Consider the following 13,815-nt stretch of genomic DNA (forward strand, 5'->3'; position numbering starts at 1 on the left):
TACGGTCTTTTCCTTTTTATCAAAAATTTTGGCTATTTGTGTTGAATCAATCAGTATGCTTGATTCGATTAAAAGTAGTTTTATTTCTTTTCCTTTGACTGTTATTGTTGTCGGATGTGAATTTTCAGTGTCTAGGATTAGTTTCATTTTTATAGCCTCTATTATATAATATAGCTATTTTTACATATTAACTGTTTAGGAGTTAACAATAGCAGAAGAAGTTAGTGAAGAAAAAGCAATTAAAACTTCACTAACATTTTTCTTTAGGAGATTAAATATGATTTTATGCTCTGAATTTACCTTTGATGATTCTGTTAGGTGCATTCATTAACACACCTACGGAGGTAAGTATGAATAACTTTGTATACATCGGCAGTTCATCACGGATGTCCTTTCTCATGAATTCGATTAACGGATAGAAATCATATACGTCCCCGTCAGGTCCTAAAGGAGCAACGGTAGTACCACTTATTCTGGAGTATAATAATTTCATTCCGGGATTTTGATAGTCCATACCGATGTAGGTTTTTTCAGCTATTTCAGATCCACCGTCACAGACTGCTGTTCCTAAAAGATCAATATTGTCAACACCATAATATGATTTAATAGCTTCAACAGGTTCAACCTGTCTGTTGTTAGCGAACATGTCTGATTTTAATGTGGTCAATGACTTGTAATTGACTGCCATGCTGTTGAGGTTACAGAAGCTTCCAGCGGATTCCTTGAATTTCTCCTGAGCTTTTAAAATGGTAACTCCACTGTCATCACCTGCAGTATAGTTGTATGTTGCCACTTTAGAGTTGTTTAAAATCATGTTAATAGCTGCTTGCCACTGTCATCACCTGCAGTATAGTTGTATGTTGCCACTTTAGAGTTGTTTAAAATCATGTTAATAGCTGCTTGCTCAATACTTCTTCCGATAAGTATTCCAACGTCCTGAAGCATATCGTGAACGCTGATTAAGTTGGAATCAAGCATCTGTGCTGAGACATTTAGAACTCCTCCTATAGTGTCAATGGATACAGTGTCACTGACAGGCTTTCTTACGTTTAATTCCTGTAAAGTAGCATCAGGAGCAATGTCTTTAGCCTCACCCAATTGTCCTTTGTCAATTATCTCATCAATATTGACTCTCTGAGACATATAAGTATAATATTGGGAGTTTTCCTCAATTTCCTGCTTTGGAATTAATCTTGTGAATTTCATCCATTTGGCTGAAGTGTCTGCAACAATCTGCGCCATCACTTCATCTTGAACTTTAGCATCATTTCCTTTTGTCAACATTAATATCACCTTATGGCCTGCATTTTCCTGTTAATGCAAGATGTGGTTTGTTTAATAAAACACCAACCTTGGATTGTATGAATAATTTTGTATACTGAGGCAATTCATCATAGATGTCCTTTCTCATGATTTCAATGATTGGATAAAAGTCAGCAATTTCCGGATCAGATGTAATAGGCGCAACAGTTGTTCCTGAAGATTTGGAATACAATACTGTTAATGGGGCATTTCTGATATCGAATGCAATATAATCCTTTTCGCCGAGCATTGATCCACCGTCTGCATGGGTTGTTCCTAAAAAGTCAATGTTGTCAACACCATAATAAGCCTGAATCTCTTCTATTGGCTGTACTGACTTATTTGAGATGTAAGCCAATTGTTTGATGTAACTTAATGTCCTATAGGATTCAACCATTATTGTTAAGTCTGCACCGGCGCCTGAACTTCCTTTGAATGCTTCCTGTGCTTTGATAACAAACTGTCCGAAAGCTTCCATTGTGTCTTCGGTTTGTGTGGTATTGTATTTTGGAACCTTTGCTGAACTGACAATGGTGTCGTAGATATTGTATTCGATTTTATTTGCGATAAGTGTTGCCACATCTGCTAATAAGTCTTCAAAAGAGATTCTGTCACTGTCAAAGACATCCTTATTAACGTTTAGGACTCCTCCGACAGTATCAATGCTGATGGTGTCGGTTACAGGTTTTCTGATATTGAGTTCCTGCAGGGATGCTCCAGGTGCCAAATCTTTTGCTTCACCGAGAAGGCCACGTTTTATGGCCTCATCCAAATTGATGTTTTGTCTGAAGTAAGTATAATAATCAGAGTTCTCTTTAATTTCCTGTTTTGGAAAGAGTCTGGCTAGCCTTAATCTTTTAGCTGATTCATCAGTAATAGTTTGAGCTTCGTCTGAGCTGGCTACTGGATGCATTGCAATATATTCGCCGTCATCAGATTTTATAGCTCCAGTGCTTGTTAAAGCTATTCTATCTTTAACGTTAATGTTGGATAATCCACTAGCTAATTTTAATCTGAATAAATGTCCCAATACTAATATTGCGGTTTTTCTTTTACCTCCAGTCATTGTGACCGGATCGTTGACTGCAATGCCCAAAATGATTTCGCCTTCAGCTGCAGTATATTTTTTAACTGTAGGTTTTCCGATATCTGAATTGGCTGATAATGTGACAGCATCATCGACCTTGATTTTATTTCCTGCATACTCATATCCCGGAGTTTCTCCAGTAGGAGTAGTTACGGTGGTTGCAGTAATTGTACCTTCGTCCAATAAGAAAGTTGTGACCTCTTTTCTCTCTTCAAGTAAAATAATTGAATCTGGCATTATTTATGTCCTCCACTTAAATCTTAAATATTACTTAATTTATTATTTAATTTATTACTTATAATATATAAATATTTATATATAATAGCTACTTTTTTAAAAATTTAGTAAACCCCATATTATCCGTAACACATGATAACAACGATTAAAATTAGTATAACAAAGGAATAAATCAAAATTATACTGTTAATGAGAATTATGAAATTAAAATGACTTATTCTTATTGAAAAACAACATACTATTAGTTATACACAATAATGATATTTTTAAAAATAAAAATCTCTTTGAATACATTAAAAAATCATTTAGCAACTTATAACTTTTTTTCATTGCACAATACATCTAATAATTCATCACAGTCCTTAATACTTTTTCTTATAATCAAAGCATCAATTTTAGTCAATATTTCAGATATTTCTTTCTCATGACTTTTTAATGTTAATCTTTTAAAAGAACAATTGTCACATTTCTCTAAATAACAAAATCCAATATCAATAAGATATAATTCACTTAAACACGGCTCTCCATTATTTAGTTTATTAGTACACCGCAACTTATCGATATAATAATGAATATTAGATTCACCAGTATTATAAGTAATTAATGGATTAATTTCTTCAACAACAACCTCCCAAAGTCCACCATCATGTGAAATAGGGCATCTACCCACAAAATCAGCATGACGATGATGATAGTTTATTTTATGTGGTTTTTCTTTCATTTTAAATCTTAATAATGCTAAAATAAAAATTATTAAAACTAACCACCAAAATTCTACAAATGTTGAAATTAAACTATCAAAATTAATTTTTGAAATGCTAAACTCATGTTTATATAAATCAAGTAATATGTTAGATATTAAAGAAACTAAAATACCTTTTATAACATTATTAAATTCATTTTTTATATTTCTCATAATATCAAAAAAAATCTTCATTCTATTTAGAAACAATTAATTATTTTTATTATTTCTTTAATACATACTATTTTTTTATGAAATTAATTTTTATAAATTAATTGATAATTTATAGTTAATATGTCATTATCTTTTATGATTTTAACTTTAAATAAATCTCCTGCATTTATATCAAATTTTTCACTTAATTCCGCAGGTATTGTTATATCTAAAGATTTTGTTCCATGCCTTCCTCTAACTTTAACAATCTTCTCTGTCATGTTTTATAATTATGCTTGAATGTACATTTAATATTTTATGTATCTAATGTACATTAATTATTATTTTTGATTATTGGGAAATATTACAACATAAAACTAAAGTTGTGATTAATATGAACAAAGAAAATTGGGCAGATTTACAAGAATATTTACCTTTGTTTTCTGAACTTAACTTAGACATGTCCTTTTTATACATTACAGAAACAGGATATACAAAAGGTATTATTGATGCCACTATACCTGTTAGAAACTTTTTAAGAAAAAATAAGTTACACGATTATGAAACACAAGGGCAAGGACAAAAAGAACATGGTGTGGAATTACCCACTAAAATGATTTTACATGATACGACAGTTGAATTAGTAACTTCACTATATCGTCCAAAAACCAAAAAAGGAGATCCGAGAATATGGTTTAGAGGAATCAAAACTTATTGTGATGCAAACAGTTTTATTGCATTAGCTACTGATAAAAAACAATTGTATATCATTAATTTAACAGATGAAACCATTAAAGAATCATTATCCGAAAAAGGATATGTATATCAAGAATTATTGAAATTATCACAAGAAAAGCAGTCCATAGCTCATGAATTATATAATAAAATCAAGGATATTCATAATAAAGGATTTATACCTACAGTTGTATCTGGAGACACTGGTGTAGGTATGACATTAGAACATGAACTTGGCATTCCACCAAATTCACAAGCCAAACCAGATTACAAAGGAATAGAATTAAAAGCTACTCGTGAAACTTATACAGATACACGAAATGTTCAACTTTTTAATAAACGTCCTGACTGGGAAAATAGTCCTTGCAAATCTACAACAGATGTTTTGAATAACTATGGATATTATAGAGAAGAAAAAAATAGAGTGCAATTATATTGTGATATTTTTTATGGCAAACCAAATACGCAAGAATTATTTTTAGATATTGATGATGATGAAACAAAATTAATGGTTGTTCATACAAGAAATGGTGAAGTAATTGAATGGGATTTAAATGAATTAAAAGACTCTCTTGAAGAAAAACATAAAGAAACTTTTTGGATTGAAGCAGAATCAAAATATATTAATAATATAGAACATTTTAAATATAACAAAATCATTCATACAAAAAATCCAAATACACATTTATTAACATTACTAATAATGAATAACACAATTAGATTATCCATTGGAATGCATTTTAAACCAAATGGAAGTCCTTATTGGAGGCAATTTGCACTTAGATTAAATAAAAAAGATTTGAATAAATTATTCCCTGAACCTAAAGAATATGATTTAACTATTCAATAACTTTTAAAATTTCACAAGCCACAGCTTTAGCTAATAATGGTGGGACAGCGTTGCCTACTTGGGAGTATTGAGGTACTTCCACACGTCTTCTTTTTCCACCAGTAGTTCTTTTACCTAAAAATTCAAAACTATCATCAAAAGACTGGAGTCTTGCAGATTCACGAACAGTCAAAGTTCTATTTTCAAATGGAGAAATATAATCATCAGGAATTGTAACAATAGTGGCTGAAGGTTCGTTTCTATTTAATCTGTGCCTCATATTCTTTTTAGTTAATAAACTATCAACTAATTTGTCATCGACATCAGCATTTTTAAATTTAGTAATAATTTCATCCTTTGTATAGTTGGAATTATTAACTAAATGATTTAACAATGTATGTTTATCAGATAAATCAATTCCTTCAGTCAGGATTCTATTTCTTAAATTAGTTCCTGTTTCACCTTCTTCAAATAAAGAAAATCTTTCTTTTATCAACTGCAAATGTCTAGATAAATCATTATTTAATATCATTCTAGAAGCAATAGGTTTCCCATTAACATTGGGTGTTCTACCATTAATTGAATCTAATTGATATTGTGTTAAATCAGGATTAACCTCTTCTTTTATTTTTTGATTACCAATAAGATCACCAATTGCATCTTGAAGTGAAACAATATTATCTTTATTATGTGTTGGTTTAGGATAGCTTGGGGGTTTCATACCCTTTTTAAATGCTATTATGATAATTCTATTTCTTCTTTGAGGAACTCCATAATCAGCAGCATTAAGAATTCTTGGTTCTAAAATATCATATCCAATCAAATCCAATTCTTCTTTAAGAATATCTGGAATAACTTGATCATCATATTTATGCCCTTGTAAACCTTCAAAGTCATAAAGTTTCATATCACAGAATCCTGCAACATTTTCTAAAACAACATAATCTGGTTTGACTTCATCAATTACACGAACATATTCTTTAAATAATTTGTTTCTAGGGTCATTAGGATCTCTTCTACCTGCCCTACTAAAACCTTGACAAGGAGGTCCTCCAAATATGGCATCAATATGAGGAATCTCTTTATTTTTAAAAATTTCAAGGCTAGCTATTGAATTTCTTATTGAATCACCTGTTAAATCTTTTATATCAGCTAATTCAAAATGAGTATTAACTCCTTGTATTAAACCTAATTGTTTATGCCTATTTACATATGTTTTCTGCACAGCTTCGTTAATATCACTAGAGAATAAAATATGGAATCCCGCTTGAATAATTCCTTCACTCATCCCTCCTGCACCAGAAAATAAATCAATAGCATATGGCATCCATGTCACCTCAAATATATTTTTATTTATCAAAATTAATTCATATAAAATTATGTTTTTTACATGACTTGAGTAACTATATGTTCCTAATGTTATTTAAATGTTATTTATTTAACTACTTAAACAATGCAAAAATGTTATTTAAGATAAATTATATACACTTAAATATGAATATTGAAGAAACAACAAAAATTAGAAATCAAGGTGAAATTTCCCTGATTACAACAATACCAAAAACATATGTAAAAGCATTGAATATTGAATCTGGAGACAAATTAGAATGGATTCTTGATACTGAAAAGGAAACATTAGAGTTGAAAATAATTAAATGAAGAAAATAAAAATTATCTATAAATTAACATAAGATGAATATTTTTGATTCATGTAACAAAAAAGAAATATGAAAAAATTTACAATTTGTGATTTACTTAATTATTGATATAAGTTTATAAGGTGAATATTATGAAGGGTATTAAAGAAAATTTTGCTAAATTATTTGATGATCCCAATAGAGTTACATTAAAAGATTCGTTAAATAATTTAACTACTGAATATGATGATTTTGAATTTAAAGAAATTGAAATTAAAGACTATATTCTAGCAAAACACATTATTGGAATGGCCAATACAAATGGAGGCATAATTATATTAGGTGTAAAAGAAACTGAAAATGGACTTAAACCATGTGGACTTGAAAGCAATACCGATACAACAGATATGAAAAAGCAATTGGCAAAATATTTACCTCATGAATTAAGTTATGAGATTTATCAAATTGACTATAATGAAAGGGATGAATGGGATAATCTAAAAAATAAATCCTTTAAAATTATCAAAATTGAGTTTACACCAGAATATATTCCATTTTTACCTATTAAAGAATCTACAGAATATAAAAGAACTGATATTTTCTGTAGAAAAAATTCAAGCACGACTAGATGCGAATATGATGACTTACAAGATATTTTTAATAAAAGAAAAAGTATTAATCGTTATAGAATCACTGCTTTAACGCTAAGAAATGAATTAGAAGAATTAAAAATATTATCTTCATATAATACTGTATTAAATCAAGCATTCAATTTTTTAAATCCTTCATTTTTTAAAACAGTTAAAGACTTAGAAAGACGAAAAATAAAATATATAGAACAAGGATTAAATATTGAAGATATTGATTAATCAAGTACATAGCACCATACTTCTAGAATACAGATTAATACTAATCCATCTAAATCCAATATTAAATTTGTTAATTTTTTTATTAAGTTAAATTCTTAAAGTATTACTAATCAACTTAATAAAAATATTTTCAATGACATTACTTCTATCCAATTTTCTAATTAGCTCATTAGAGATTAATTCAAAATTCTTCTTTGGATATTTGTAATAATTAATTAAAAACTTAAATATCACATCATATTCTTCATTTTTTATAGACTCATAAATTATTTCAGAAGTTAAAGGAACATTATTAAAGTTTAATAAAAACAATTGAGAAATCAATTTATTATACATATCTAAACTAATAATCGTTTTAGATAACATATCTTGAATTAACGTTAAAGAACCACAGGATTCAATATCAAACGGCTCGGATACAAACAACTTTAGAGACAAATCATCAGAAATTAAAGTATTTCCATCCATAGCAATTAATACAACATCATTAACATAAGATTCGTCTAATGTCTTAATAATGACTTTTTGTTTGTCATTTATTTCAAATAGATTATATGATGGAATTAAATCACAATGGACCTCAATAAAATCCACTAAAGTCTTAACTAAGTTATATTTATATTCATAATTATTATCCACAATGAAATTTTCTCCATTATCCTCAACCATACTAAATGATTCACGACCTACATTTGATTCCAGACCTGTCATTATCTCTTTTAAAATTAATAGTACAGAATATGATGTAGCAATATTATAATTGTCTTTAATTAAATCTAATATATCTAAAAGATAAGCTGTGATGAAAGATGAAATATCAAACACTAATTTTTTATTTGAATTCAAATTTTCATTATATGCAAAAGATTTTAACCCTAATGTCTTTAAATAAAAATAAATATCAATAATATCTAAACCCGAAAATTTTGAAAAGAATGCAAATGGAATTTGCTTTTTGTTATATGTTTCTTTAAGGTTTTCAAATAATTTAGAACGATTTGAAGCATATTTAGAAATTGTTTTAATCAATTCTTCAATATCATTCGATTTAAATGAGTGCACATTTGCTGTTTCACTAACAGTTAATAATGAATGACTTCTTTGAAAGGCATAGTGATATTTATTTAATATATCTAAAATAATTATATTAAAACCATTTTTTAATTTTATTTCATCCCCTATTTTAAAATCAATTAAGTAATCAATATAATTAAATTGGTTAATATTCAAATTGTACTCAAGATTATCAGTTACATATATCCATTTTTCATTACCATCGATATCTATTAATACTCCCATATCATAATCAACTTTCAATGGCTTAATAAAATCTAGATTTAATCTTAACATTTCAATTAAAAACCATTCATGAGCATAAACATGATTTTTATATATTTCTCTGATTTCAAATAAAAATTCTAACAATTTTGGAGAAGCTGTGCACCTCAAATAAAATAAATTGTAAAATTCTTTTGATAAACTCCAACCTAATTTTCTAAAATCGACAGATTTATTTAAAAATGAATCTAAATCTTCATAATTTTCTTGAATAAGATTTATTCTAGCTTCTAAAAATTCCATGAAATAAGTTTTTTCATGTTTCGTGCAATAAAGATTTATTAATTCCAAGACTTTATCAAAATCATTAATTTTAGTATAACATTTAATTTCAAATTCAAATAGAAATCTAAAAAACTCTCCCTTTTCTATGAAACTTTCACATATTAGAATTACTTTTTTATATTCCATTTCATTATAATAACAATATATTAAATCTTCTAAAAATGGAGAATATTCAGAAATATTCAGATAATCTTCATAAATCAAAATAGCAGTTTTAAATTCGTTTTCTCCAGTAAAAAGCTTTGCTAAATTCAGTTTAAATATGAGTGGTGCATAACCAATATCATTTAAACATTCATTCAATAATTTGATTTTTTCACTATGCGAATTACAGACATTAGCTTTGAAAAAATATTGATAAAAATCATTTTTGATAGTTTTCGCTAAACCAATAGCTTTATCTGATGAATCCTGTTTTAAATAAGATTCTAATAGCATATCAACACAAAAAATAAAATCAGTGGAATTTTTATCAAGAGAATGTACTAAATTTTCCAAAAATTCTATTAATGATTCCGTATCTTTTTTATCATATAAAATTTTAGCATATAATCTACTGAATCTAATATCTTCTTTAACATTTTCTCTTATTAAATCAATTGCATCATCATATTCTTCATTAACACTTAAAAAATTAGCCCTATGGTAGATAAAGTCATCATCATCAAAACCTAATTTCAATCCTCGTTGAATATTCTTATCCAATAAATCCCAATTGTTAGTTAAAGAATTAAGAGATAATAAATTATAGAAGGAATCCTTATGATATTTTAAAATGGTATCTGACAATTTATCTATGGCTCGTTGAAATATACATTCAATTTTTTTAAGTTTTATCTTATCTTCCATATGAATATTTAAAGGATAATTTTCATCTTTTTGTAATAAAATAAATCTAGTTGTAGCACAAGTAATAAGTTTAAAACATTTATTTTCTAAGTCACAACTCTTTAATAGATTATATGCCTCACCATAATCATTTTCTCTGTATTTGACTAATGCTTTATTATATAATATTCTTGAAGAATTTTTTAAATCATCAGGAATAACTATATCCTTATCGATTAATATTAAAAGTGAATAAGCATTTTCATTTAAATTATCTGATTCTAGAATTTCATTACATAAGTTCCTTGCATCATCTCTATGACCAGTATAAAATAAACCCAATGCTTTAAAATATTTAGAATCCATATTTTCTTCAGAAAACTCATATGCCTCAAGAAAACATGATCCTGCCTCTTTATGTTTGCCACATAATAAATTAAATTTTCCATCAAGAATATGGAAATCATATCTTGCATCTTTATTAAAATCAAAACAAAACTCTCTTAATGTATTCAAAATTATTTCTAACTCTGTGAAATCTTCGTTTTGAAAATGTGAATTTGCATCATTAATAATATTTAATATATGTACTTCATCACGATAAATTTCTGGATAATAATCTTTTAATATATCTGAATTAGAGCTCTTTTTTAATTCTGACAAAATTTCCTGCCAAAAAACTATATTAATTTGAAAATCTGATTTTTCTGATTCGATTAAAACATGATTAGTTAACTTATCATTGCTTTCAACAGTTGTAGCTATAGTGTATGATTTTAATTTAGGTTTAAATGATTTAGCCAAATTAATTTCTTTAGAAATTTGTTTTACAGTTAATTTTTTAACACATTTACATTGGATTGCATGAATCCCTTCATCTGATTGATAATATAAATCCACGCCATTTTGAGAATAACCTTGACGTAGATAAGGTTTTACATTATCTGTTTTCCAAATTCTTTTCCACAATTCACAACACAAATTTTCAAAATGTTTTCCATCATTAGGCACAGGTATTTTCCATGAAGACATTATATACCTCATTTACTAAATTTGAAAATAATAATCAATTCATATTACTAATTTTTAAAATATTGTTCTTTATTGAAATTAATTCTTATAGTCATTAATCCTATCCAATAATAATTCTTTTACAAAATCTTTTAAAAATTGATATTTTTCATAAAACTCTTTTTCATCACTTATTTTCCCATTATGGATTAATTTACTTCTAATGTCATAAGCATCTTTTAATCTTGTTTCAATATTTCCATAATCTCCAAAACTCACTCTATTTTCATTGACATATATCTTTAATGATTTATTAATTGATTTTTCATCCCAAAAATTCATTGAACTCAAATATCTGTTAAGTTCATCATACTCTTCACTATTCTTTTCACTATCGTCATCCCTAAGTTTTTTAATGTATTTTTTAATCATATCTAAATGTTTCATTGAGTTATTAGAAATTTGATATTTTGGTTTTAAAATTTCTAAAATTGTAATTAAATCTAAAAATTGTGCTTTAAAATGATATTGTGATAATTTGGAATATATTTCTAAAGCAAGAATTAATTTCTCATCATTAATAATGCAATCAATATTTAGTTCATCCGTTTTTTCAATATTATAGACTAAATTCTCAATATTTAATAAATTAGTGAAAGAAAGCTGACCTGAAGTAAACTGAACTAAATTTGGAATTAAAGGAAACATCATAGTTCTGTCTAAATCAAAATCACCAGAAACTAACCAATCATCTTCAACATATCTTGGTTCATCAAGTATATTTGCATCTTTTATTTCTTCATCAATTTCAATAGTTGCAAAGTTATATTCTAATACAAACATTATCAATGCTATTTTAAACTTATTTAATATTGATTCTGCATGTTCTTTATTATCAATCGGTTTAATAATCATTGAATATGCATCACTATTTTCAAGATTTGTTAATTTAAAAGTATAATCATTAATTTCAAATTCATATGAATTTCCTTCTTCTAAATTTAATTGTGCATACGTTTTCATATTAAATACAATATTTAAACCATATTCTTCTTTCAAATCCTATCACAACCCTTATCTAAGATAAATTTACATATGTGGTTTAAAAATAAAGGAGAAATAACCATTAAAGAATACTTAAATTAAATTTCATCAGAATCATTTAAATTTTCAGTTACTTTCTCTCCTTTATCAGTCAACCTATACAATCTGCCTTTTTTGACTTCAGGATTGATACATTCAACCAGTTCATGCGCTTTCAGCTCAGATAATACTTTTGAAATGTGATTTGTCCTTATCCCCGAATCTCTGGCAATTGCACTTGGTATTTTAACATTACCATTCAGTGTTTTCATTGTTTTTGTCCTGTATTTGGAGATTTGCACATAGCTAATCTCTATTAACAATTCATCTGACAATTCCATACTATCACTTATGAACTTCTTACAAAATAAATTGTATCATTATCATAGCCACTTAATGCATCATATGCTGCCTGTGTCATGAAGCGGAATTTTCCAAAGACACCATAATCGACTCCCATGTATACAGGTCCTGTTGATTTTGCCAAGTACATTTGAATGCTTCCTGAATGTTTTAATGGTATCACTGAATATGAATCAAGTGATTCTGTATCCCATGAATTTCCGTTATACTCTTTAATGACCATAACAGAACTGGTAACAATAGCTACACGATAACCTGCACTAACGCCTGAAGGTAGGGTGTTTGTTGTTCTTATTTCATCGACTGGCAATTTCCAACCCGCTTCCTCATCACTACCAATACCTGTAGCCCCCGCATCTCCAGTATCCCCTTTAGGTCCAGTTGCACCTGTTGCACCAGTAGCTCCCGTTTCCCCTGTGTTTCCAGTATCACCTTTAACACCTTGCGGCCCAGTATCTCCAGTATCTCCTTTGTCTCCCTTTATGTTTCCTACGTTTTCCCAAGCATTATCAAGCCAGACATAAAGAGAGCCGTTTACCAAATAGCTATCGCCAGCATTACCGGCCGGATGTGCATTTATCAGTTTCTGGTAAGTATTATACGAACCTTTAATAGTAGTACCCACACCAGTAGCTCCGGTGTCGCCAGTCGCCCCGGCCGGGCCAGTATCTCCAGCAGGTCCTGTGTCTCCAGTATCTCCCTTAGCTCCAGTTTCTCCTTTTTCTCCAGTTGCTCCAGTCTCGCCTTTGTTTCCTGTATCACCTTTCGCACCAGTATCGCCCTTATCTCCTTTTTCACCTGAATCACCTTTAGGTCCTGCCGGTCCGGTGTCCCCGGTTTCGCCTTTCAAACCAGCTAATTGTTCTGGTGTGAAATCACCATATGTGAATGCATCACCAGTGTCTCCTTTTTCTCCTGTATCTCCAACTACTCTTCCAAGTGCAATCCATTCTGTATCTGGCATTATTTATTCCTCCTCATGTGTCCATGGTTCGACGCTTATGCTTTCCCATTGAATATGTCCTCCAGCATCATAAATCATTATTGCCGGATAGAAAGTATCGAATGTTATCTTATCGCTTATATCTGCTTCATATGTGAAATCATTTGTACTTCCATGTCTTATTGTTGCTTTAACATATCCGTTATCATAATACAAGTCAAAATAATACATCTGTGAATCCAAAGTCAATTGTCCTGTTGCCACATTAACATCCCTTACTACATGGTCGGATGTTGAATATTTCAATCCTTTCTTGCCGGGATATGCTCCCAGTTCCAGAATCTTTGTATCCCTGTAATGGCTTAATGATTTT

Annotated in this window: 14 protein-coding genes; 3 read left to right on the forward strand and 11 right to left on the reverse strand. The window is 28.7% G+C overall.

The genetic code is table 11. The features are described 5' to 3' along the window. Positions 1 to 283: 283 nt before the first annotated feature. The 5 genes from QZU75_RS11620 to QZU75_RS11640 all read right to left on the reverse strand — a co-directional run bounded on the left by QZU75_RS11620 (position 284) and on the right by QZU75_RS11640 (position 3,802). Positions 284 to 814, reverse strand: coding sequence for a hypothetical protein (locus QZU75_RS11620; RefSeq protein ID WP_296883921.1), 531 nt, complete (start codon positions 812 to 814; stop codon positions 284 to 286). Further along, complete coding sequence (locus QZU75_RS11625; protein WP_296883923.1) at positions 811 to 1,284, reverse strand: hypothetical protein; 474 nt, start codon at positions 1,282 to 1,284, stop codon at positions 811 to 813. Before QZU75_RS11625 ends, QZU75_RS11620 begins: the two co-directional genes overlap by 4 nt. Positions 1,285 to 1,294: 10 nt before the next feature. Further along, positions 1,295 to 2,626, reverse strand: a complete 1,332-nt coding sequence (locus tag QZU75_RS11630; protein ID WP_296883924.1) for a hypothetical protein — start codon at positions 2,624 to 2,626, stop codon at positions 1,295 to 1,297. A 313-nt stretch (positions 2,627 to 2,939) separates the two neighbouring features. Beyond that, positions 2,940 to 3,542 carry a hypothetical protein gene (locus tag QZU75_RS11635; RefSeq protein ID WP_296883926.1) on the reverse strand — a complete coding sequence of 201 codons (603 nt, stop codon included), beginning with the start codon at positions 3,540 to 3,542 and terminating at the stop codon, positions 2,940 to 2,942. Positions 3,543 to 3,625: 83 nt separating this feature from the next. Further along, the gene (locus tag QZU75_RS11640) at positions 3,626 to 3,802 is read right to left on the reverse strand and encodes a hypothetical protein (protein ID WP_296883927.1); all 177 of its coding nucleotides are present in this window, start codon (positions 3,800 to 3,802) and stop codon (positions 3,626 to 3,628) included. Positions 3,803 to 3,915: 113 nt separating this feature from the next. On the opposite strand from QZU75_RS11640, the gene QZU75_RS11645 reads away from it, so the two are divergent. Then, the gene (locus QZU75_RS11645) at positions 3,916 to 5,106 is read left to right on the forward strand and encodes an MvaI/BcnI family restriction endonuclease (protein ID WP_296883928.1); all 1,191 of its coding nucleotides are present in this window, start codon (positions 3,916 to 3,918) and stop codon (positions 5,104 to 5,106) included. Here the strand turns inward: QZU75_RS11645 and QZU75_RS11650 are convergent. Continuing rightward, positions 5,096 to 6,412, reverse strand: coding sequence for a DNA cytosine methyltransferase (locus QZU75_RS11650; RefSeq protein WP_296883929.1), 1,317 nt, complete (start codon positions 6,410 to 6,412; stop codon positions 5,096 to 5,098). The two genes, QZU75_RS11645 and QZU75_RS11650, sit on opposite strands and share 11 nt — an antisense overlap. A 167-nt stretch (positions 6,413 to 6,579) precedes the next feature. Between QZU75_RS11650 and QZU75_RS11655 the strand changes: the two genes are divergently transcribed. After that, a complete protein-coding gene (locus QZU75_RS11655; RefSeq protein ID WP_296883930.1) occupies positions 6,580 to 6,744 on the forward strand; it encodes an AbrB/MazE/SpoVT family DNA-binding domain-containing protein in 165 nt (54 codons plus the stop codon). A gap of 130 nt (positions 6,745 to 6,874) precedes the next feature. Then, positions 6,875 to 7,591: a helix-turn-helix domain-containing protein gene (locus QZU75_RS11660; protein WP_296883931.1), complete on the forward strand. Its 717-nt coding sequence runs from the start codon at positions 6,875 to 6,877 to the stop codon at positions 7,589 to 7,591. Between the two features lie 87 nt (positions 7,592 to 7,678). Here the strand turns inward: QZU75_RS11660 and QZU75_RS11665 are convergent, their stop codons facing one another. The 5 genes from QZU75_RS11665 to QZU75_RS11685 form a co-directional block, all read right to left on the reverse strand. Further along, positions 7,679 to 11,074: a lipopolysaccharide assembly protein LapB gene (locus QZU75_RS11665; protein ID WP_296883932.1), complete on the reverse strand. Its 3,396-nt coding sequence runs from the start codon at positions 11,072 to 11,074 to the stop codon at positions 7,679 to 7,681. 78 nt (positions 11,075 to 11,152) lie between these two features. Then, the gene (locus tag QZU75_RS11670; protein WP_296883933.1) at positions 11,153 to 12,112 is read right to left on the reverse strand and encodes a HEPN domain-containing protein; all 960 of its coding nucleotides are present in this window, start codon (positions 12,110 to 12,112) and stop codon (positions 11,153 to 11,155) included. Between the two features lie 83 nt (positions 12,113 to 12,195). Beyond that, the gene (locus QZU75_RS11675; protein ID WP_296883934.1) at positions 12,196 to 12,477 is read right to left on the reverse strand and encodes a transcriptional regulator; all 282 of its coding nucleotides are present in this window, start codon (positions 12,475 to 12,477) and stop codon (positions 12,196 to 12,198) included. An 8-nt stretch (positions 12,478 to 12,485) separates the two neighbouring features. Further along, a complete protein-coding gene (locus QZU75_RS11680; protein ID WP_296883935.1) occupies positions 12,486 to 13,463 on the reverse strand; it encodes a hypothetical protein in 978 nt (325 codons plus the stop codon). A 3-nt stretch (positions 13,464 to 13,466) separates the two neighbouring features. After that, positions 13,467 to 13,815, reverse strand: a 349-nt coding sequence (locus tag QZU75_RS11685; protein WP_296883936.1) for a hypothetical protein, incomplete at its 5' end; no start/stop codon positions are given.

The sequence above is a fragment of the uncultured Methanobrevibacter sp. genome (genome assembly GCF_902764455.1).
Lineage (GTDB): Archaea > Methanobacteriota > Methanobacteria > Methanobacteriales > Methanobacteriaceae > Methanocatella.

Bases quoted from the DNA above. Each gene is read 5' to 3' on its own strand.
- QZU75_RS11620 (WP_296883921.1), bottom strand. From the start codon at position 814: ATGATTTTAAACAACTCTAAAGTGGCAACATACAACTATACTGCAGGT.
- QZU75_RS11680 (WP_296883935.1), bottom strand. From the start codon at position 13,463: ATGCCAGATACAGAATGGATTGCACTTGGAAGAGTAGTTGGAGATACA.
- QZU75_RS11655 (WP_296883930.1), top strand. From the start codon at position 6,580: ATGAATATTGAAGAAACAACAAAAATTAGAAATCAAGGTGAAATTTCC.
- QZU75_RS11665 (WP_296883932.1), bottom strand. From the start codon at position 11,074: ATGTCTTCATGGAAAATACCTGTGCCTAATGATGGAAAACATTTTGAA.
- QZU75_RS11650 (WP_296883929.1), bottom strand. From the start codon at position 6,412: ATGCCATATGCTATTGATTTATTTTCTGGTGCAGGAGGGATGAGTGAA.
- QZU75_RS11635 (WP_296883926.1), bottom strand. From the start codon at position 3,542: ATGAGAAATATAAAAAATGAATTTAATAATGTTATAAAAGGTATTTTA.
- QZU75_RS11660 (WP_296883931.1), top strand. From the start codon at position 6,875: ATGAAGGGTATTAAAGAAAATTTTGCTAAATTATTTGATGATCCCAAT.
- QZU75_RS11625 (WP_296883923.1), bottom strand. From the start codon at position 1,284: ATGTTGACAAAAGGAAATGATGCTAAAGTTCAAGATGAAGTGATGGCG.
- QZU75_RS11675 (WP_296883934.1), bottom strand. From the start codon at position 12,477: ATGGAATTGTCAGATGAATTGTTAATAGAGATTAGCTATGTGCAAATC.
- QZU75_RS11645 (WP_296883928.1), top strand. From the start codon at position 3,916: ATGAACAAAGAAAATTGGGCAGATTTACAAGAATATTTACCTTTGTTT.
- QZU75_RS11630 (WP_296883924.1), bottom strand. From the start codon at position 2,626: ATGCCAGATTCAATTATTTTACTTGAAGAGAGAAAAGAGGTCACAACT.
- QZU75_RS11640 (WP_296883927.1), bottom strand. From the start codon at position 3,802: ATGACAGAGAAGATTGTTAAAGTTAGAGGAAGGCATGGAACAAAATCT.